Raw genomic sequence first — 17,222 nt, 5'->3', positions numbered from 1 at the left:
ACTGCTGTAGTGGAACGGGACAAATCCGAATGGCGCCGGCTATTCGTTCATTGAGGGGAAATTTCATGAAGAAGCTGTTGGCCGCGATTATGACAGCGACGCTCGTCGTTGCGGCGCCGTTGACCGCGATGGCAGGCAGCGCCTCCCTGATCCTGGATGCCCGAACCGGCAAGGTGCTCAGTGCCGAGAACGCCGATGTGCTGAATCATCCCGCGTCGCTGACGAAGATGATGACCATTTATATGGCCTTCGAGGCGATCAAGCGCGGCAAGATCAGCTGGAACACTCCGCTTGTCATGTCGAGATACGCCGCCTCGCGGCCGCCGACAAAGCTCGGCGTTCGCGCGGGCGATTCCATCACCGTTCAAGAAGCAATCCTCGGCATGATCACCAAGTCGGCCAACGATGCTGCCGCAGCCATGGCCGAGAAGCTCGGCGGTTCCGAAGCCAACTTTGCAGCCATGATGACGCAGAAGGCGCGGCAGCTCGGCATGCGCCGTACGGCCTTCTACAATGCCTCCGGCCTTCCGGATGGTCGGCAGGTCACTACGGCGCGGGACATGTCCACGCTTGCCGTGGCGCTGATGCGGAATTTCCCGAGCGAATACCGCCTGTTCTCGACGGCGAGCTTCACGTTCCGTGGGCGCACGATCCGCGGCCACAACAATCTGATGTACCGCTACCAGGGCATGGACGGCATCAAGACGGGTTATACCAACGCGTCTGGCTTCAATCTGGTCAGCGCTGTCAAGGATGGCGACCGCCGGGTCGTCGGCGTCGTGCTCGGTGGCCGCACTGCCCGCAGCCGCGACGCCAAAATGGCCGGTCTGCTCGACAAGTATCTTGGCCGCTCGGCGGGCGGCAACCTCGTCGCGAGCACCAACTCGCGCCAGACAGTCGAAGTTGCTTCGGCTGCCGCTGATGCCGATCTGCCGATCCCGGGAACTGCGCCGCGCACCAATGATCTCGCGCCGAAGGCGCTCGGCTTTCTGAGCGATACGACTGTACCGTTGGAGCGCCCGTTCGCCGCCGCCGAACCCGCCAATGCCGGCAAGATCGCCGCCAAGTCCGCAGGCGCGCCGTCGGCATCCGGCGACTGGCAGATCCAGATCTCGGCTGCATCGAGCGACGATGCCGCCCGTGCCCTTCTGGCCCAGGCCAAGGCCGAAGGTGGTGCGGCACTGAAGGCCGCATCGCCTTATACCGAGGCTGTCGGCAATGGCGCGAACAAGGTCTATCGCGCTCGCTTTATCGGCTTTCAGAGCCGCGAGGCCGCTACATCTGCCTGCGACGCGCTGAAGCAGCGTTCCTACGACTGCATGCTGTTGCCCGATCACGGCTGATCCATCTCGACTTTCCGACAGAATCAGGGTTCTCCTTTGTAAACAAAAGGAGAACATGATGCTGAGTGATCTCGCCGAAAAGTTCGAGCGTGCGTCGCGGAACTACGCCGATGCCAACGGCATCGAGCGCGACGCCGACTGGTTTCTGCTGAAGCTTCAGGAGGAAATCGGCGAGCTTACCCAGGCTTGGAACCGTGTCAGCGGGAGAGGGCGCAAAAAGGGCAGGTCGGATGAGGAGCTACGGCTGGACCTTGCCGACGAGGCGGCCGATGTCCTCGGCCACATCCTTCTTTTCGCGCACAGGAACGATCTGGATCTCTCAGCGGCAATCAAGCGCAAATGGCTCTTCCGGCCAGAGCAGCGCTAGGCTGCAGTAATCCTGCGCCGATAGAATTTGCTGTCCACGGCCATCAGTGGGAACGATGGCGGAAGCTCACTTTTCGAAACTTCGGCGAATCCATTCTTCTCGTAGAACCGGTGGGCGGCGAGGAATTTGTCCGTGGTCCCAAGGAAGATGTCTTTGATCCCCTGAGCCTCCGCATGGTCAACCAACCCGGCAAGAAGACGGGCTGCGACTCCATGTTCGCGACCGCGCACATCGGCAGCAACAAACATCTTGCGCAGCGCCGTCTGGCTGTTGCCGATGTCCTTCAGCCCGATCGTGCCGACGATCTGGCCATTGCGCACCGCCACCCAGAACTGACCTTTTCCGGATTGATAGAAATCAGGAATGGCGGCGAGATCAGGCTGGTCGTCGGCTGTGATCGCGATGCCGAATTCCTCGCGCTGGATCGGCAGGATCACCGCGAAAACATCATCGATATCGGAGGCAACGAAAGGTCTGATTTCGATTTCGCTCATCGCCGCTGCTCGTTCTAGACTAGGCTTTCGTGCCGCCGACGGTGATCTGATCCATCCTGAGGTGCGGCTGGCCGACACCAACCGGAACCCATTGCCCAGCCTTGCCGCAATTGCCGATCCCGGTGTCGAGCTTCATGTCATTGCCGACCATTGAAACACGCTTCATGGCGTCCGGCCCGTTGCCGATCAGCATCGCGCCCTTGATCGGGGCGCCAATCTTGCCGTTGTCGATCAGGTAGGCCTCCGTGCAGCCGAACACGAACTTGCCCGATGTGATATCCACCTGGCCGCCGCCGAACGAAACCGCGTAAATGCCCCTCTTGACGGAGGAAATGATTTCCTCCGGCGTCTTGTCGCCACCCAGCATGTAGGTGTTGGTCATGCGGGGCATTGGAACGTGGGCATAGCCCTGCCGACGGCCGTTGCCCGTCGGTGTCATGCCCATCAGGCGGGCGTTCTGTCGGTCCTGCATGTACCCGACCAGCTTGCCGTTTTCGATCAGCACGTTGTAGCCGGACGGCGTGCCCTCGTCATCGATGGTGATCGAGCCGCGGCGGTTGTCGATCGTACCGTCGTCAACGACTGTGACGCCGGGCGCCGCAACCATCTGGCCGAGGAGACCGGCAAAGGCCGACGTCTTTTTCCGGTTGAAATCCCCTTCGAGACCGTGGCCTACCGCTTCGTGCAACATGACACCCGGCCAGCCGGAACCAAGCACGACGTCCATGGTGCCGGCGGGCGCCTCGATCGCCTCCAGGTTCACCAGCGCTTGCCGCAAGGCTTCGTCGGCGCCGTATTGCCAGTTGTCCTCGGCGATGAAATCGCCAAAACCGATGCGGCCGCCGCTGCCGTAGGAACCGCTCTCCTGGCGGTCGCCTTCGCCTGCAATGACCGAGATGTTGATACGCGTCATCGGCCGGATATCGCGAACGCGGTGACCATCGGCGCGCAGAATATCGACAACCTGCCAGCTGGCGGCGATCGATGCGGTCACCTGGCGCACCTTGGCGTCCTTGCCGCGCAGATAGGCGTCGATGTCCTGTAACACCTTGACCTTCTCTTCGAAGGTCGGCGTGCCGATCGGGTTCTCGTCGGAATAGAGCTTCTTGTTGGTCCGCTGGGGAGCCGCCGCATAGCTGCCCGCATGACCGCGGGTGACGGCGCCAACCGCATCGGCGGCGCGCTTCAGGGCCGCGACGGAGAGGTCGCCCGCATGCGCATAGCCGACCGCTTCGCCGGCAACTGCGCGCAGGCCGAAGCCTTGCTCGGTGTTGAAGCTGCCGCCCTTGAGGCGTCCGTTATCGAACATCAGCGATTCCGCCTGGGAATGTTCGATGTAGAGCTCCCCATCATCAGCGCCGGAAAGCGCCTCGGCAACAAGCGAGCGCATCTTCGCTTCGTCGGCATCGAAAAGCGTCAGGAGATCCGTATTCATATCTTTATGCTCCGCTGAAGCAGGAATGCTATCAGCCGATGTAGGTTCGGTGGACGGTTCGAGCAAGCCCCGAAGGCGAGACGATCAGGGGAGGGCGTCGTAGCCTTCAGCGAAACCCTTGAGGTCGACAGGAATGCCGATCCCCTCTTCCGGCGTCTGGAAGACGATGAAGGTGGCGCTCGCGCCGCTGCGGAAGGTCTTCAGCAGCTCGTCCTCGAGAACGACCTCAGCGTAGCAGCCATCGGCGAAGCAACGTACGAAATAGGCGCGGCCGATATCCTTGCCGTCGACGTTAAGGCCGAGGCCGTTCGGCAGCAGGACGCCGAGCGGGGCGAGGACGCGCAGGATTTTTGACTTGCGGTCGGCGGTCTTCAGCACCACGACGGAGAGACCGACCTCAGGCCGATCCTCGGCTATGACGTTCTGCATCAAGGCGCACTGCTCGGTCGAGGCGCCGGCCGGCTTGTCGCAGACGACCGACCATGCACCGTGGTTCGACTTTACGGTGCCGGGTGCCTGCGGCTGCGTCTGGCCGGGCGTTGCCTGTGTGGCGGGAGCTTGGGGCGCGGGCTGTGCCGGCGCGGGCTGCTGCTGGGCGAAAGCGGGAGCAGTCGCTGCGGCCGCAATGCACGCTGTCAGCACGAACGGCCGTGCGAGGGAACGGAAACCCATGAAAACCTCTGCAATTCGAATCAGTGCCGCTAAATTGGGGCGCGCCACCAAAAATGAAAAGCCCCACCCGCTGAAAAGCCGGGGACTACGGCGGAAATGGGACGTTTATCCGAGAATGTTGGCGTAGTCGGGCGCTGCACAAGCTTTATTTCGTCGGTGATAGCGAAAAGATGGAATGTTTCTTTATGCTTGGATCAAGCTGTTTGAATGCGAAAATGCCGCACGAACAAACGCTTTGGGCGGTTGCGATCAATGACAAACTGTGGTTTGAAGCGCTGAGATGGCAAGGATTCTGTGCGCGATTTTGCACGGACCAGCGCTCGAGGGAGATATTAAGGTGATTAAGAAGGCTTCTGCAGCTCTGACCGCGCTGGTCTGTCTGCTTTTTGCTTCCGGCAGTTATGCCGACCAGCCGCAGCCGTGGCAGGCAACATTGCAGCCGGCAGCCACGCCGATCATGCGAGACATTCATTGGTTTGAGCAATATACCCTGTGGTTTATCGTTCCGATCACGCTTTTCGTGTTGGTCCTTCTTATTGTCGTCTGTCTGAGGTTCCGCTCCGGTGCCAATCCGGTGCCTTCCAAAACGAGCCACAATACGCTGATCGAAGTCGCATGGACCGTGGGACCGGTTCTCGTGCTTCTTTTCCTCGCGGTGCCTTCGTTTAACCTTTTGACCGCCCAGCTGACTTTGCCGGAAAATCCGGATGTCACCATCAAGGCGACGGCCACCCAGTGGCAGTGGAACTATGAATATGAAGGCTCGGGCGAAACCCCGGTCGCTTTCGACTCCTATCTTCTGAAGGATCAGGACCGCGCCGCTGCCGGCAAGGAAGACAAGTCGCGTTATCCGCGCCTCCTGGCCGTGGACAATGAGCTGGTCCTGCCTGTCAACAAGACCGTCCGTGTTCTCGTGACGGCTGCTCCCACCGACGTCATTCACGCTTTTGCAATGCCGTCTTTCGGCGTCAAGATCGACGCCGTACCGGGTCGCCTGAACGAAACCTGGTTCCGTGCCGAGCGGGAAGGCCTGTTCTACGGCCAGTGCTCCGAACTCTGCGGCAAGGACCATGCGTTCATGCCGATCGCTATCCACGTCGTTTCCGAGGACAAGTACAAGCAGTGGCTCGCCGGTGCTGCTACTGATCTGCCTGGGGCGTACAAGACACTCATGGCCGCAACCGATGGTCCCGCAAAGACCGTCGACGTTGCCGAAAACGTCGCACAGTAAGGGAAGAGGGAACGGGACATGGCTGGACCTTCCGCACACGATCATTCGCATGATCACGGTCATGGCGCACACGCCCATGACGACCATCACGATCACTCGCACAAGCCGAGCTTCATCAATCGCTGGTTCTTTTCGACGAACCACAAGGATATCGGCACGCTTTACCTGATCTTCGCGATCATGGCCGGCATCGTCGGCGGCGCGCTCTCCGTTGCCATGCGCATGGAGCTGCAGGAGCCGGGCATCCAGATCTTCCACGGTCTGGCATCGATGGTTTACGGCTATGAAGGCGACGCCGCCATCGACGGCGCCAAGCAGATGTTCAACATGTTCACCACAGCGCACGCGCTGATCATGATCTTCTTCATGGTCATGCCGGCGATGATCGGTGGCTTCGCCAACTGGATGGTGCCGATCATGATCGGTGCGCCTGACATGGCGTTCCCGCGTTTGAACAACATCTCCTTCTGGCTGATCGTTCCGGCCTTCCTTCTGCTGGTCATGTCGATGTTCGTCGAAGGTCCGGCGGGCGCTTACGGCGCAGGCGGCGGCTGGACGATGTATCCGCCGCTGTCGAGCTCCGGCACGCCGGGTCCGGCTGTCGACCTTGCGATCTTCGCGCTCCACATTGCCGGTGCGTCCTCGATCCTCGGTGCGATTAACTTCATCACCACGATCCTGAACATGCGCGCTCCGGGCATGACGCTTCACAAGATGCCGCTCTTTGCCTGGTCGGTTCTGATCACCGCCTTCCTGCTTCTGCTGTCGCTCCCGGTTCTTGCCGGCGCCATCACCATGATGCTGACCGACCGCAATTTCGGTACGTCCTTCTTCGTGCCGGAAGGCGGTGGCGACCCTATCCTCTACCAGCACCTGTTCTGGTTCTTCGGTCACCCCGAAGTATACATCCTGATCCTGCCCGGCTTCGGCATCGTCAGCCACATCATCTCGACCTTCTCGCGCAAGCCGATCTTCGGCTACCTCGGCATGGCCTACGCCATGGTCGCGATCGGTGCCGTCGGCTTCGTCGTCTGGGCGCACCACATGTATACGGTCGGCCTGTCGCTCGACGCGCAGCGCTACTTCGTGTTCGCAACGATGGTCATCGCCGTTCCGACGGGCGTGAAGATCTTCTCCTGGATCGCGACGATGTGGGGTGGCTCGATCAGCTTCCGCACGCCGATGGTCTGGGCGATCGGCTTCATCTTCCTGTTCACCGTCGGTGGCGTGACGGGCGTCCAGCTCGCCAATGCCGGTCTCGACCGCTCCCTGCATGACACCTATTACGTCGTGGCTCACTTCCACTACGTTCTGTCGCTTGGCGCCGTCTTCGCCATCTTCGCTGCTTGGTACTACTGGTTCCCGAAGATGACCGGCTACATGTACAACGAGTTCATTGGCACGCTGCACTTCTGGGTCATGTTCATCGGCGTCAACCTGGTGTTCTTCCCGCAGCACTTCCTTGGCCTCGCGGGCATGCCGCGCCGCTACATCGACTACCCGGATGCGTTTGCCGGCTGGAACTATGTTTCCTCGATCGGTTCCTACATCTCGGCCGTCGGCGTGCTGATCTTCCTCGTCGGTGTCTTCGAAGCCTTCGCCAGGAAGCGCGTTGCCGGTGACAATCCGTGGGGTGAAGGCGCAACGACGCTCGAATGGCAGCTGTCTTCGCCGCCGCCGTATCACCAGTGGGAACAGCTCCCGCGCATCAAGTAAGATGCGAGAAATCGCGACCGCCGCGTGTTACAGTGCGGCGGTCGGCTTACAAGTTTGCAGGACAATAGAATGACAGTTATCGGCAATCGCAAAGCTCTTGCACACGACGGCGAGTTCCGCCTGTCGGAGGCGAGCGCGCGCGATTATTTTGAGCTTCTGAAGCCGCGCGTCATGTCGCTCGTGGTCTTCACGGCATTTGCCGGTCTCGTTCTGGCACCGGGGCACATCAATCCGGTTCTCGGTCTCATTGCCATCCTGTGCATCGCCATTGGCGCAGGCGCTTCAGGCGCGCTCAACATGTGGTACGACGCCGATATCGATGCGATCATGACCCGCACAGCAAAGCGTCCGATACCGGCCGGTCGTGTCGCTCCGCGCGAGGCGCTGGCATTCGGCTTGGTGCTTTCCTGTTTTTCGGTGGTTATCCTGGGGCTCGCCGTCAATTGGCTCGCAGCCTCGATCCTCGCCTTCACGATTTTCTTCTACGCCGTGATTTATACGATGTGGCTGAAGCGCTCGACGCCGCAGAACATCGTTATCGGCGGTGCCGCCGGCGCCTTTCCGCCGATGATCGGCTGGGCCTGCGTGACGGGTACCGTCACGATCGAAAGCTTCGTGCTCTTCATGATCATCTTCCTCTGGACGCCAGCCCATTTCTGGGCGCTGGCTCTGTTCAAGATGAAGGATTATGAGGCCGTCGGTGTTCCGATGCTGCCCAATGTCTCGGGTGAGCGCACCACCAAGCATCAGATTGTTGCCTATGCCGTGCTGACGGCGGTGTGCGGCGTGCTGCCGACTGTCCTAGGCTTTGCGAGCCTCGGCTACGGCCTGGTTGCCGCAGTCCTGGGCGCAATCTTCATCTACTGTTCCATCGCCGTCTGGCGGATGCCGGACGGCGATGAGAAGATGATCCCGGCCAAGAAGCTCTTCGGCTACTCAATCCTGTATCTTTTCGCAATTTTCTCCGCCCTGATGTTCGACCGGCTGGCGGCCGTGCTCGTTTCGCATGCGGGAGGCATTTTCTGATGGACGTCGTCAAGCTTACGGAAGCGCAACGCAAGTCGCGCCGCAATCGCAACGTCGCTCTTGGCCTGGTTCTGGCCGGCCTTGTCGTACTCTTCTACGCGGTCACGATCGTGAAGTTCACATCGGGGCACATGTAAGATGAGCGAGATGCAGAGCACGCCGAGGAAACAGCGCAACAATGGCGCCGTCGTTTTCATGTGCCTTGCCTTCGTCGTCGGCATGGGCGCTGCGAGCTATGCGGCTGTTCCGCTCTATCGGATGTTCTGCCAGCTTACTGGTTACAACGGCACGACACAGCGCGTCGAGCAGGCCTCCAGCGTGATTCTCGACCGCAAGATGCGCGTCACCTTCGACGCCAACATTGCGCCGGGTCTCGACTGGGAGTTCAAGCCGGTCCAGCGCGAGGTCAACCCGCGCATCGGCGAAACCGTTCAGGTGAATTTCACCGCGGTGAACAAGTCGAACGAGCCACAGCGCGGCCAGGCGGTGTTCAACGTCACCCCCGGCGAAGCTGGCGTCTATTTCAACAAGGTGCAGTGCTTCTGCTTCAACGAGACTGTGTTGAGGCCGGGCGAAAAGCTTGAAATGCCGGTCGTATTTTACATTGACCCTGACATTACCAAGGCCGTGGAATCGAAAGATATCCACACTGTTACCTTGTCCTATACGTTCTACCCTAAAGAGGGTCCGAAGCCGGTGGCTTCGAATGAGGGTGGAACGGTAAAGCTTGAAAAGAAACTTTGATTGAGGTTCGTGTCCGGCGATGCCGGAGCGGAGAGGAAGAGATCCGGGGATAGCTTACATGGCTGATGCGCATCAGAAACATCACGACTACCACATCATCGATCCGAGCCCGTGGCCGCTGCTGGCTTCGATCGGCGCGTTGATCATCACCTTCGGCGGCGTTGGCTTCATGCGCTACCTCAACGGTGGCTCGCTGCATCTCTTCGGCGTCGAATGGGCGCATCCGTGGCTGTTCTTCATCGGCCTCGCGCTCATCCTCTACGTCATGTTCGGCTGGTGGTCGGACACGGTGAAGGAAGCGAATGAGGGCGCGCATACGCGCGTCGTCTCGCTGCACCTTCGCTACGGCATGATCATGTTCATCGCTTCCGAAGTGATGTTCTTCGTCGCCTGGTTCTGGGCCTACTTCGACGCCAGCCTGTTCCCGAATGAAGCGATCCAGGCCTCGCGCGTTGCCTTCACCGGTGGCCAGTGGCCGCCGAAGGGCATCGAAGTCCTCGACCCCTGGCACCTGCCGATCTACAACACCGTCATCCTGCTGCTGTCGGGCACGACCGTCACCTGGGCGCATCACGCGCTGCTGCATAACGACCGCAGGGGCCTGATCCAGGGCCTGACGCTGACCGTTCTGCTCGGTGTCCTATTCTCGAGCGTGCAGGCCTACGAATACGCGCACGCTCCGTTCGCCTTCAAGAACTCGATCTACGGCGCGACCTTCTTCATGGCGACCGGTTTCCACGGCTTCCACGTTCTGGTCGGTACGATCTTCCTGCTGGTCTGCCTGCTGCGCGCGATCCGCGGCGACTTCACGCCGAAGCAGCATTTCGGCTTCGAAGCGGCGGCCTGGTACTGGCACTTCGTTGACGTCGTCTGGCTCTTCCTGTTCTTCTGCATCTACGTCTGGGGCGGCTGGGGCGCTCCGTTGGCGGCAGGCTGAGCGGGCTGTCTGGAATTTGAATAGGGCGGGTGCCACGGCACCCGCCCTATTCGTTTTGGGGATTAGCGCATGGCGGCGATGCGCTCGAACGCGGAGGGTTCCGGAATGCCGAGGTCCAGGCGTTGCCGGATCGCCTCGGCGCATTCGAAAGGCGTCAATACAGAGGTATCGACCTCCAGGTCGTAGATGCCGGGGATATGCACCTGCTCCTGCCAGAGCTGGACCGGATGGGGGACGGCGTCGTGTTCGTCGGCGCGCACATACAGCGTATGCCGTCCGGGCGCAGGAATGTTTCGCCTTTTCATGATGACCTTGATCGGACATTTGACGCCGACGAAAAGCACCGGCAATCCCTCAAGCCGACGCGCGCAATCGGAAAGAATACCGAGCGGCCGAGAGTAGCTGTCGTGATGACCGAGGTCAGCCACCACATTGAGCCCGAGGCCGGCATGGATTGCAATCGACTCGTAAAGCGCAGCATAGAAGAACGGCACCATCTCCTCGAGGTCGGGACGTTCCCCACCCGGGCGGAGCCCGATGCCCGGCAGATAGCGTTCCGGGGTCATGTCGTTGTAGGTGTCGACGCCGAGGTTCATCCAGGGACCGTCGAAGTGCTCCTGGATCGTGTTGGCGATCGACGATTTTCCACTGCGCGGGGCGCCGTTCAGAATGACGATCTGTCCGGCCGAGCTGTCGTATGTCATCAGTTTTCTTCTTCTGTTTGGCGCGAATCGCTGAGGCGAAAGAGCGCAGGTATTTCCTTTCCCTCTGCGAATACTTTATGGGTGAGTTAAGGCAGACGCACAGGTTGGCCATAGGCAATTGGAAGGATGGCATGAACGAGGACAGCGCGCATTTTCCACCGGTCGATCCGGTGAAGACAGGCATCAGGGGATGCTGCCCGCGCTGCGGCCAGGGGAAGCTCTTTGATGGCCTGCTCGCGCTGAAGCCCCGCTGCTCGGCCTGTGGTCTGGACTACGCCTTTGCCGATGCTGGCGATGGCCCCGCCGTGTTCGTCATTTTGATCGTCGGCTTCATTATCATCGGCTCGGTGTTGTGGCTGGAAGTCAACTACGCGCCGCCGATCTGGCTGCACATTATGCTGTTCGGCCCCCTGACCGTCATTCTCTCCCTGCTTGCCCTTCGCTGGTGCAAGGGGATCCTGATCGCGATGCAGTATCGCCACAACGCCAGCGAGGGGCGCATTTCCCGTGACTGAATTTCATGTTTCGGCGTCACGCCGAAAGCGACCGGTCCTCACCGGCATCGCGGTGGTCATTGCGCTTGCCATCCTCCTCTCGCTCGGCACCTGGCAGGTCGAACGGCTGCACTGGAAGGAAAAGCTGTTGGCCAATATCACCGAGCGCCGGCAGGCGTCGCCGGCATCGCTTGCTGATATCGAAGGAATGGCCGCGACGGGCGAGGATATCGACTATCGCCACATCACGGTCAGCGGCGAATACGTCAACAGCAAGGAGCGGCACTTCTTTGCGACCTGGCATGGCCAGACGGGTTTCTATGTCTACACCCCGCTGCAGTTTGCCGATCGCCGCTATCTCTTCGTCAACAGAGGTTTCGTTCCTTACGACAACAAGGAGCCGGAAATGCGGATGCAGGGCCAGCTCACCGATCAGCAAACGGTGACCGGCCTTGCTCGTGCAAAACTTCCGGGCAAGCCGTCCTGGGTGGTGCCTGATAATGATGTCGCCAAGAATATCTTCTACTGGAAGGACCTCGACGTGATGGCGTCGAGCGTCGGGCTCGACAAGGCCGAGGTGGTTCCGTTCTTCGTGGATGCGGACGATACCCCCAATCCGAAGGGGCTGCCGATCGGCGGGGTCACCGATGTCGATCTGCCCAACAACCATCTGCAATATGCCTTCACATGGTTTGGGCTTGCGGCAACGCTTGTCATCATCGTCGTAGTCGCGCGTTTCCGTAAGCGGGGTCCCGCGCAATAGTATCGCTTCAATTCTTGCCTATATTGGGCTAGAGAGCCCTATCCCTACGAACCGGAACAGACATGAATATTGCGGCGAAACCTCCCTTGACGATCAGGCTCTGCGGACCGCGCGGCTTTTGCGCAGGCGTCGACCGTGCCATCCAGATTGTCGTGCTGGCGCTGAAATCCTACGGTGCGCCTGTTTATGTCCGCCACGAGATCGTCCACAATCGCTATGTGGTCGAAGGCCTGGAAGCCAAGGGCGCCGTCTTCGTCGAGGAGCTCGACGAGATCCCGGAAGAGCACCGCGCTCAGCCGGTCGTCTTCTCCGCGCATGGCGTGCCAAAATCCGTGCCGGAGGATGCAAGCGCCCGCAACCTCTTCTATCTCGACGCCACATGCCCGCTGGTCTCCAAGGTGCACAAGCAGGCGATGCGCCACAACAAGCTCGGTCGCCATGTCGTTCTGATCGGCCACGCGGGCCACCCGGAAGTGATCGGCACGATGGGCCAACTGCCGGAGGGCACGGTCTCTCTCATCGAGACGGTCGAGGACGCCGACGTCTATCAGCCCGCCGATCCCGACAATCTCGGCTACGTGACGCAGACGACCCTGTCTGTGGACGATACGGCCGGCGTGATCGCGCGCCTGCAGGAACGTTTCCCCAATCTGACCGCACCGGCGGCCGACTCGATCTGTTACGCCACGACCAACCGGCAGGAAGTGGTGAAGCAGGCAGCCCCCGGCTGCGATCTCTTCATCATCGTTGGAGCGCCGAATTCCTCGAACTCCAAGCGGCTCGTCGAGGTGGCTTTGCGGGCAGGGGCCAAGAAATCGCTCCTTGTGCAACGCGCCTCGGAACTGGATTGGGACGAGATCGGCCCGATCTCCACGCTTGGTCTGTCAGCCGGTGCATCGGCGCCCGAGGTGATCGTCAACGAGATCATCGAGGCCTTCCGCGCGCGCTTCGACGCCAAGGTCGAGCTTGCCGAGACGGTTCAGGAAAACGAGCATTTCCTCGTCAACCGCGAACTGCGCAGCATAGAGCTGACGCATGAGGATATGGCGTGGGTGAACGGGTGAGCCGCAATCCCGGTTAGGGGAGCAGTCGTCGAGGGGACGATTGCGGTGGCTGCCAACGCTCTGCGGGGCGCTGGCGTTCGATTGATCAAGCTTTCGTGGGACGTAAATTGGCAGTCTATACCGATATTTCCGAAGACGATTTGAAGTGGTTCCTGACGGAGTACGACACCGGAACGCTGCTCTCCTACAAGGGGATCGCGGAAGGCGTCGAGAACTCGAACTTCCTGCTGCACACCACCAAGGATCCGTTGATCCTCACCCTTTACGAGAAGCGCGTCGAGAAGAACGATCTGCCGTTCTTTCTGGGGCTGATGCAGCATCTGGCCGCTCGCGGTCTGTCCTGCCCGCTGCCGTTGCCGCGAAAGGACGGGGCCTTGCTTGGTACGCTGTCCGATCGCCCGGCGGCGCTGATCTCGTTCCTGGAAGGCATGTGGCTGCGCAAGCCGGAAGCCAAGCATTGCCGCGAGGTCGGCAAGGCGCTGGCAATGATGCACGTCGCTGGCGACGGCTTCGAGTTGAAGCGGCCCAATGCGCTGTCGGTCGATGGCTGGAAGGTACTCTGGGAGAAGTCCGAGGCTCGCGCCGACGAGGTGGAGAAGGGGCTGCAGAACGAGATCCGCACGGAGCTCGATTTTCTCGCGGCCCACTGGCCGAAGGACCTGCCTGACGGTGTCATCCATGCGGATCTTTTCCCCGACAACGTCTTCTTCCTCGGCGACGAGCTATCGGGCCTGATCGATTTCTATTTCGCCTGCAACGACCTCTTGGCCTACGACGTCTCGATTATCCTGAACGCCTGGTGCTTCGAGAAGGATGGCGCCTACAACATCACCAAGGGCATGGCGATGCTGGAAGGCTACCAGAGCGTCCGACCGCTCAGCGATGCCGAACTGGCAGCACTACCGATCCTTTCGCGCGGTTCGGCATTGCGCTTCTTCCTGACGCGCCTCTACGACTGGCTGACGACGCCGGAGGGGGCGCTGGTCACCAAGAAGGACCCGCTCGAATATCTGCGCAAGTTGCGCTTCCACCGGCAGATCGCCAACGCCGCGGAATACGGACTCTCGGCATGAAGCACGTCGATATCTACACCGACGGCGCCTGCTCCGGAAATCCCGGCCCCGGCGGCTGGGGCGCGGTGCTGCGCTACGGCGAAGTCGAAAAGGAACTGTCGGGCGGTGAGGCGGAGACGACCAACAACCGCATGGAGCTGCTGGCCGCCATCTCGGCGCTGACGGCGCTGAAGAGCGCGTGTGAGGTCGACCTCCACACCGACAGCAAATACGTAATGGACGGCATCTCCAAGTGGATCTTCGGCTGGAAGAAAAACGGCTGGAAGACCGCCGACAAGAAGCCGGTAAAGAACGGCGAACTTTGGCAGGCGCTAGACGCCGCCAACCAGCGCCACAAGGTCAAGTGGCACTGGGTCAAGGGCCACGCCGGCCATCCGGAAAACGAGCGCGCCGACGAGCTCGCCCGCAAGGGCATGGAGCCGTTCAAGAAGCGCTAGACTTGGTGCTCGGAATGGTGCGGAAACAAGGACATCGCGCGTTTCCCTGAATCTGCAAGGAAACGTTCGGCGTAGATCGGGGAGGGATGTGATGCGGATTGTCTCGCTGAATGCATGGGGCGGAAAGCTGCATCCGCCGCTCATTCCCTACCTCGCCGAGATCGACGCCGATGTTCTCTGCCTGCAGGAAATCACGCGCTCGGTAACCGTTTCCAGTGACTGGCTGGTCTACCGCGACCGCAGTCATATCCTGCCGCAACGCGCCAATCTGTTTGCCGAGATCAAGGCGATCCTTCCCGCCCATGATGCCCTCTACGCGCCGACCGCAAGGGGCGAACTTTTCGAAGGCGAGACCTCTGTCGTGTCGGAATTCGGGCTTGCAACCTTCGTGCGCCAATCGCATCCGGTCATTGGCCAGGCGATGGACTTCGTACACGGCGACTTCTCGAGCGATGGCTATGGCGCACACCCCCGCGCGCGCAACGCGCAGTGCCTTCGCCTGTTCGATTATCGCGCCAATCGTCCGATTACCATCGCCCAACTGCATGGCCTACGCGACCTTGCCGGCAAGGGCGACACGCCAGCGCGTCGCGGCCAGGCGGATGTCTTGGTCGCTCTCATCCGCCGCATATGGCGCGAGGGCGAGCCGCTCGTCGTCTGCGGCGACTTCAATGTGCTTCCTGACAGCCTCATGTTCGACGCGCTTGCCGAACTCGGTCTCACCGACCTCGTGACCTCGCGCGGCCATAAGGATACTCGAACCTCGCACTACACCAAGGAAGGCCGCTACGCCGACTACATGTTGGTCACGGCAAATGTTGACGTCGTGGGGTTCGACGTCGTTGAACAGCCCGAGGTGTCCGACCATCGGGCTCTCTTGCTGGATATCGCGTAGGAATTTTGGGGTGGCGCAACGGATGCGGAATGCACCCGCTGCGCCGAGCCTCGGGAGGCTTGTTGATTACGCCGCCTTGGCGACTTCGCCGTGCGGGTCGAGCACGAACTTCATCGCAGCACCATGGTCGAAGCTTTCGTAGCCCTGTACCGCATCTTCAAGCGGGATGACCTTGGCGTTGACGATATCGGCGATCGGCAACCGGTCATGCAGGATCGCCTGCATGAGCTGGCGGTTATACTTCAGCACCGGCGTCTGGCCCGTATGGAAGGACTGCGCCTTTGCCCAGCCGAGGCCGAAGCGGAGCGACAGGTTGCCGTGCTTGGCGGCGTTGTCGACGGCGCCCGGATCTTCGGTCACGTAGAGGCCGGGAATGCCGATCGAGCCGGCCGCGCGGGTGATTTCCATCATCTGGTTCAGAACGATCGCCGGTTGCTCGCCGCCCGAATGCCCGCGTGCCTCGAAGCCGACGGCGTCGATGGCGCTGTCCACTTCGTTAGTGCCGGTCACCTGCGCGATCATGTCGCCGAGCCGGTCGCTCTTCGACAGGTCGATCGGCTCGAAGCCGACCTTGGCGGCATGGGCAAGGCGATCCTTGTTGAAGTCGCCGATCATCACGACGGCAGCCCCGAGGATGCGGGCGGATGCAGCCGCCGCAAGCCCGACCGGACCGGCGCCGGCGACATAGACGGTGGATCCGACGCCGACACCGGCGCGCACCGCACCGTGGAAACCGGTCGGCAGGATGTCGGAGAGCATGGTCAGATCGCGGATCTTTTCCATCGCGCGGTCGCGGTTCGGGAATTTCAAGAGATTGAAATCGGCATACGGAATGGTCACGTAGCGGGCCTGCCCGCCGATCCAGCCGCCCATGTCGACGTAGCCGTAGGCGCCGCCGGCGCGCGACGGGTTGACCGTCAGGCAGACGCCCGTGTCCTGCGATTTGCAGCAGCGGCAGCGGCCGCAGGCGACGTTGAACGGAACGGAGACGAGATCACCGATCTGCAGCATCTCGACATCGACACCCTTCTCGATCACCTCGCCCGTGATTTCGTGGCCAAGAACAAGGCCTGGCATCGCGGTAGTGCGGCCGCGAACCATATGCTGGTCCGATCCGCAGATGTTGGTGGAGATCACTTTCAGGATGACACCGTGCTCGATCTTGCGGCCATCGGGTGCCTCAAGTTTCGGATCGTCGATGTCGTGGATTTCGACCTTGCCGGGCCGCATGTAGACGACGCCTCGGTTCTTGCTCATTTCCATCTCCTCCGTTGAAAATGCTGCCTCGTGCGGGGCTCCTCTTCCCCGCGCACTGGATACCGACAGATTAGACGAGAATGTAAGACGCGCCGTTCCGTTTACGACGGTTTAGGGCGTCGAATTGGTCACGTCTCGCACGCCGGTCTTGCCGTGGCCATTCAGATGGGGATCTCTGCAAAACGGCACATCCTTGTCACTTGCCCCCGCGACGTTTCTCCTTATGCTCGCCTGAAAACGGATCCGGGAGGTCACCACATGATCCTGCACTGCGTGCTGATGCGGCTTAAGGCTGCCATGACAGGGGAAGAGAAGCAGTCCTTGTTTGACGCGATCGTCGCATTGAAGCAGGTGATCCCCGGCATCATCGACATCAAGTATGGCCCGAATGTCTCGCCCGAGGGGCTACATGCGGGCTACGTCGATGGTTTTGCCGTCACCTTTGAAAGCGCGGAAGCGCGCGACGTCTACCTCGTGCATCCCGAGCACGTCGGCGTCGGCGAGCGCATCGTGTCCTCGACCGACGGCGGCTTGGGCGGCCTGATCGTCTTCGATCTCAACTATTGAGGC

20 protein-coding genes are annotated in these 17,222 nt (G+C 60.9%); 15 read left to right on the top strand and 5 right to left on the bottom strand.

All coding sequences use genetic code 11. The annotated features are described in order from the left end of the window. Positions 1–65: 65 nt before the first annotated feature. Both IB244_RS20165 and IB244_RS20160 read left to right on the top strand, forming a co-directional pair. A complete protein-coding gene (locus tag IB244_RS20165) occupies positions 66–1,343 on the top strand; it encodes a D-alanyl-D-alanine carboxypeptidase family protein (protein ID WP_025661095.1) in 1,278 nt (425 codons plus the stop codon). A 58-nt stretch (positions 1,344–1,401) separates the two neighbouring features. After that, positions 1,402–1,710, top strand: a complete 309-nt coding sequence (locus tag IB244_RS20160) for a pyrophosphatase (protein ID WP_018858989.1) — start codon at positions 1,402–1,404, stop codon at positions 1,708–1,710. Here IB244_RS20160 and IB244_RS20155 read toward each other — a convergent pair. The 3 genes from IB244_RS20155 to IB244_RS20145 all read right to left on the bottom strand — a co-directional run bounded on the left by IB244_RS20155 (position 1,707) and on the right by IB244_RS20145 (position 4,311). Next, positions 1,707–2,204 carry a GNAT family N-acetyltransferase gene (locus tag IB244_RS20155; protein WP_018858990.1) on the bottom strand — a complete coding sequence of 166 codons (498 nt, stop codon included), beginning with the start codon at positions 2,202–2,204 and terminating at the stop codon, positions 1,707–1,709. The two genes, IB244_RS20160 and IB244_RS20155, sit on opposite strands and share 4 nt — an antisense overlap. Positions 2,205–2,223: 19 nt before the next feature. Continuing rightward, positions 2,224–3,639: a metalloprotease TldD gene (gene tldD, locus IB244_RS20150; protein ID WP_018858991.1), complete on the bottom strand. Its 1,416-nt coding sequence runs from the start codon at positions 3,637–3,639 to the stop codon at positions 2,224–2,226. 84 nt (positions 3,640–3,723) lie between these two features. Next, positions 3,724–4,311, bottom strand: coding sequence for an invasion associated locus B family protein (locus IB244_RS20145; protein ID WP_007793136.1), 588 nt, complete (start codon positions 4,309–4,311; stop codon positions 3,724–3,726). 337 nt (positions 4,312–4,648) lie between these two features. On the opposite strand from IB244_RS20145, the gene coxB reads away from it, so the two are divergent. The 6 genes from coxB to IB244_RS20115 all read left to right on the top strand — a co-directional run bounded on the left by coxB (position 4,649) and on the right by IB244_RS20115 (position 9,965). Continuing rightward, the gene (gene coxB / locus IB244_RS20140; protein WP_192305332.1) at positions 4,649–5,542 is read left to right on the top strand and encodes a cytochrome c oxidase subunit II; all 894 of its coding nucleotides are present in this window, start codon (positions 4,649–4,651) and stop codon (positions 5,540–5,542) included. An 18-nt stretch (positions 5,543–5,560) separates the two neighbouring features. Further along, a complete protein-coding gene (gene ctaD, locus IB244_RS20135) occupies positions 5,561–7,258 on the top strand; it encodes a cytochrome c oxidase subunit I (RefSeq protein WP_018858993.1) in 1,698 nt (565 codons plus the stop codon). Between the two features lie 69 nt (positions 7,259–7,327). Further along, entirely contained in the window at positions 7,328–8,284 is a 957-nt protein-coding gene (locus tag IB244_RS20130) for a heme o synthase (RefSeq protein WP_018858994.1), read from the top strand. After that, positions 8,284–8,421 carry a hypothetical protein gene (locus IB244_RS20125; RefSeq protein ID WP_018858995.1) on the top strand — a complete coding sequence of 46 codons (138 nt, stop codon included), beginning with the start codon at positions 8,284–8,286 and terminating at the stop codon, positions 8,419–8,421. The genes IB244_RS20130 and IB244_RS20125 overlap by 1 nt, the downstream gene beginning before the upstream one ends. A gap of 1 nt (position 8,422) precedes the next feature. Next, on the top strand, positions 8,423–9,028 hold the full coding sequence (locus IB244_RS20120) for a cytochrome c oxidase assembly protein (protein ID WP_018858996.1): 606 nt from the start codon (positions 8,423–8,425) through the stop codon (positions 9,026–9,028). Positions 9,029–9,086: 58 nt separating this feature from the next. Continuing rightward, complete coding sequence (locus tag IB244_RS20115; protein ID WP_018858997.1) at positions 9,087–9,965, top strand: cytochrome c oxidase subunit 3; 879 nt, start codon at positions 9,087–9,089, stop codon at positions 9,963–9,965. Positions 9,966–10,027: 62 nt separating this feature from the next. Here IB244_RS20115 and IB244_RS20110 read toward each other — a convergent pair whose 3' ends face one another. Next, positions 10,028–10,669: a chloramphenicol phosphotransferase CPT family protein gene (locus IB244_RS20110; RefSeq protein WP_018858998.1), complete on the bottom strand. Its 642-nt coding sequence runs from the start codon at positions 10,667–10,669 to the stop codon at positions 10,028–10,030. Positions 10,670–10,800: 131 nt separating this feature from the next. Between IB244_RS20110 and IB244_RS20105 the strand changes: the two genes are divergently transcribed. The 6 genes from IB244_RS20105 to IB244_RS20080 all read left to right on the top strand — a co-directional run bounded on the left by IB244_RS20105 (position 10,801) and on the right by IB244_RS20080 (position 15,395). After that, positions 10,801–11,184, top strand: a complete 384-nt coding sequence (locus IB244_RS20105) for a DUF983 domain-containing protein (protein WP_018858999.1) — start codon at positions 10,801–10,803, stop codon at positions 11,182–11,184. Next, positions 11,177–11,926 carry an SURF1 family protein gene (locus tag IB244_RS20100; protein WP_025661099.1) on the top strand — a complete coding sequence of 250 codons (750 nt, stop codon included), beginning with the start codon at positions 11,177–11,179 and terminating at the stop codon, positions 11,924–11,926. The genes IB244_RS20105 and IB244_RS20100 overlap by 8 nt, the downstream gene beginning before the upstream one ends. 62 nt (positions 11,927–11,988) lie before the next feature. Further along, positions 11,989–12,990, top strand: coding sequence for a 4-hydroxy-3-methylbut-2-enyl diphosphate reductase (ispH, locus tag IB244_RS20095; protein WP_018859001.1), 1,002 nt, complete (start codon positions 11,989–11,991; stop codon positions 12,988–12,990). Positions 12,991–13,097: 107 nt separating this feature from the next. Beyond that, complete coding sequence (locus IB244_RS20090; RefSeq protein ID WP_018859002.1) at positions 13,098–14,063, top strand: homoserine kinase; 966 nt, start codon at positions 13,098–13,100, stop codon at positions 14,061–14,063. Next, a complete protein-coding gene (gene rnhA / locus IB244_RS20085; RefSeq protein WP_018859003.1) occupies positions 14,060–14,500 on the top strand; it encodes a ribonuclease HI in 441 nt (146 codons plus the stop codon). Before IB244_RS20090 ends, rnhA begins: the two co-directional genes overlap by 4 nt. Positions 14,501–14,591: 91 nt before the next feature. Next, entirely contained in the window at positions 14,592–15,395 is an 804-nt protein-coding gene (locus tag IB244_RS20080; RefSeq protein WP_169682685.1) for an endonuclease/exonuclease/phosphatase family protein, read from the top strand. 66 nt (positions 15,396–15,461) lie between these two features. On the opposite strand, the gene fdhA is transcribed toward IB244_RS20080, so the two are convergent. Continuing rightward, entirely contained in the window at positions 15,462–16,652 is a 1,191-nt protein-coding gene (gene fdhA / locus IB244_RS20075) for a formaldehyde dehydrogenase, glutathione-independent (protein ID WP_018859005.1), read from the bottom strand. 258 nt (positions 16,653–16,910) lie between these two features. Between fdhA and IB244_RS20070 the strand changes: the two genes are divergently transcribed. Next, positions 16,911–17,219 carry a Dabb family protein gene (locus tag IB244_RS20070; protein WP_018859006.1) on the top strand — a complete coding sequence of 103 codons (309 nt, stop codon included), beginning with the start codon at positions 16,911–16,913 and terminating at the stop codon, positions 17,217–17,219. The last annotated feature ends 3 nt before the right edge of the window (positions 17,220–17,222 follow it).

Origin of the sequence: Rhizobium sp. RHZ02 (genome assembly GCF_014851575.1) — a bacterium.
Lineage (GTDB): Bacteria > Pseudomonadota > Alphaproteobacteria > Rhizobiales > Rhizobiaceae > Rhizobium > Rhizobium altiplani.
Note: the sequence above shows the minus strand (reverse complement) of the source record. Positions and strands in the feature narration are given on the sequence as shown.

What these genes read in the sequence shown, in the direction of transcription:
- IB244_RS20110 (WP_018858998.1), bottom strand. Translation starts at nt 10,669, where the DNA reads ATGACATACGACAGCTCGGCCGGACAGATCGTCATTCTGAACGGCGCC.
- IB244_RS20120 (WP_018858996.1), top strand. Translation starts at nt 8,423, where the DNA reads ATGAGCGAGATGCAGAGCACGCCGAGGAAACAGCGCAACAATGGCGCC.
- tldD (WP_018858991.1), bottom strand. Translation starts at nt 3,639, where the DNA reads ATGAATACGGATCTCCTGACGCTTTTCGATGCCGACGAAGCGAAGATG.
- IB244_RS20125 (WP_018858995.1), top strand. Translation starts at nt 8,284, where the DNA reads ATGGACGTCGTCAAGCTTACGGAAGCGCAACGCAAGTCGCGCCGCAAT.
- IB244_RS20165 (WP_025661095.1), top strand. Translation starts at nt 66, where the DNA reads ATGAAGAAGCTGTTGGCCGCGATTATGACAGCGACGCTCGTCGTTGCG.
- IB244_RS20115 (WP_018858997.1), top strand. Translation starts at nt 9,087, where the DNA reads ATGGCTGATGCGCATCAGAAACATCACGACTACCACATCATCGATCCG.
- ispH (WP_018859001.1), top strand. Translation starts at nt 11,989, where the DNA reads ATGAATATTGCGGCGAAACCTCCCTTGACGATCAGGCTCTGCGGACCG.
- IB244_RS20105 (WP_018858999.1), top strand. Translation starts at nt 10,801, where the DNA reads ATGAACGAGGACAGCGCGCATTTTCCACCGGTCGATCCGGTGAAGACA.
- IB244_RS20145 (WP_007793136.1), bottom strand. Translation starts at nt 4,311, where the DNA reads ATGGGTTTCCGTTCCCTCGCACGGCCGTTCGTGCTGACAGCGTGCATT.
- IB244_RS20160 (WP_018858989.1), top strand. Translation starts at nt 1,402, where the DNA reads ATGCTGAGTGATCTCGCCGAAAAGTTCGAGCGTGCGTCGCGGAACTAC.
- ctaD (WP_018858993.1), top strand. Translation starts at nt 5,561, where the DNA reads ATGGCTGGACCTTCCGCACACGATCATTCGCATGATCACGGTCATGGC.
- IB244_RS20080 (WP_169682685.1), top strand. Translation starts at nt 14,592, where the DNA reads ATGCGGATTGTCTCGCTGAATGCATGGGGCGGAAAGCTGCATCCGCCG.
- IB244_RS20155 (WP_018858990.1), bottom strand. Translation starts at nt 2,204, where the DNA reads ATGAGCGAAATCGAAATCAGACCTTTCGTTGCCTCCGATATCGATGAT.
- rnhA (WP_018859003.1), top strand. Translation starts at nt 14,060, where the DNA reads ATGAAGCACGTCGATATCTACACCGACGGCGCCTGCTCCGGAAATCCC.
- fdhA (WP_018859005.1), bottom strand. Translation starts at nt 16,652, where the DNA reads ATGAGCAAGAACCGAGGCGTCGTCTACATGCGGCCCGGCAAGGTCGAA.
- IB244_RS20070 (WP_018859006.1), top strand. Translation starts at nt 16,911, where the DNA reads ATGATCCTGCACTGCGTGCTGATGCGGCTTAAGGCTGCCATGACAGGG.
- IB244_RS20130 (WP_018858994.1), top strand. Translation starts at nt 7,328, where the DNA reads ATGACAGTTATCGGCAATCGCAAAGCTCTTGCACACGACGGCGAGTTC.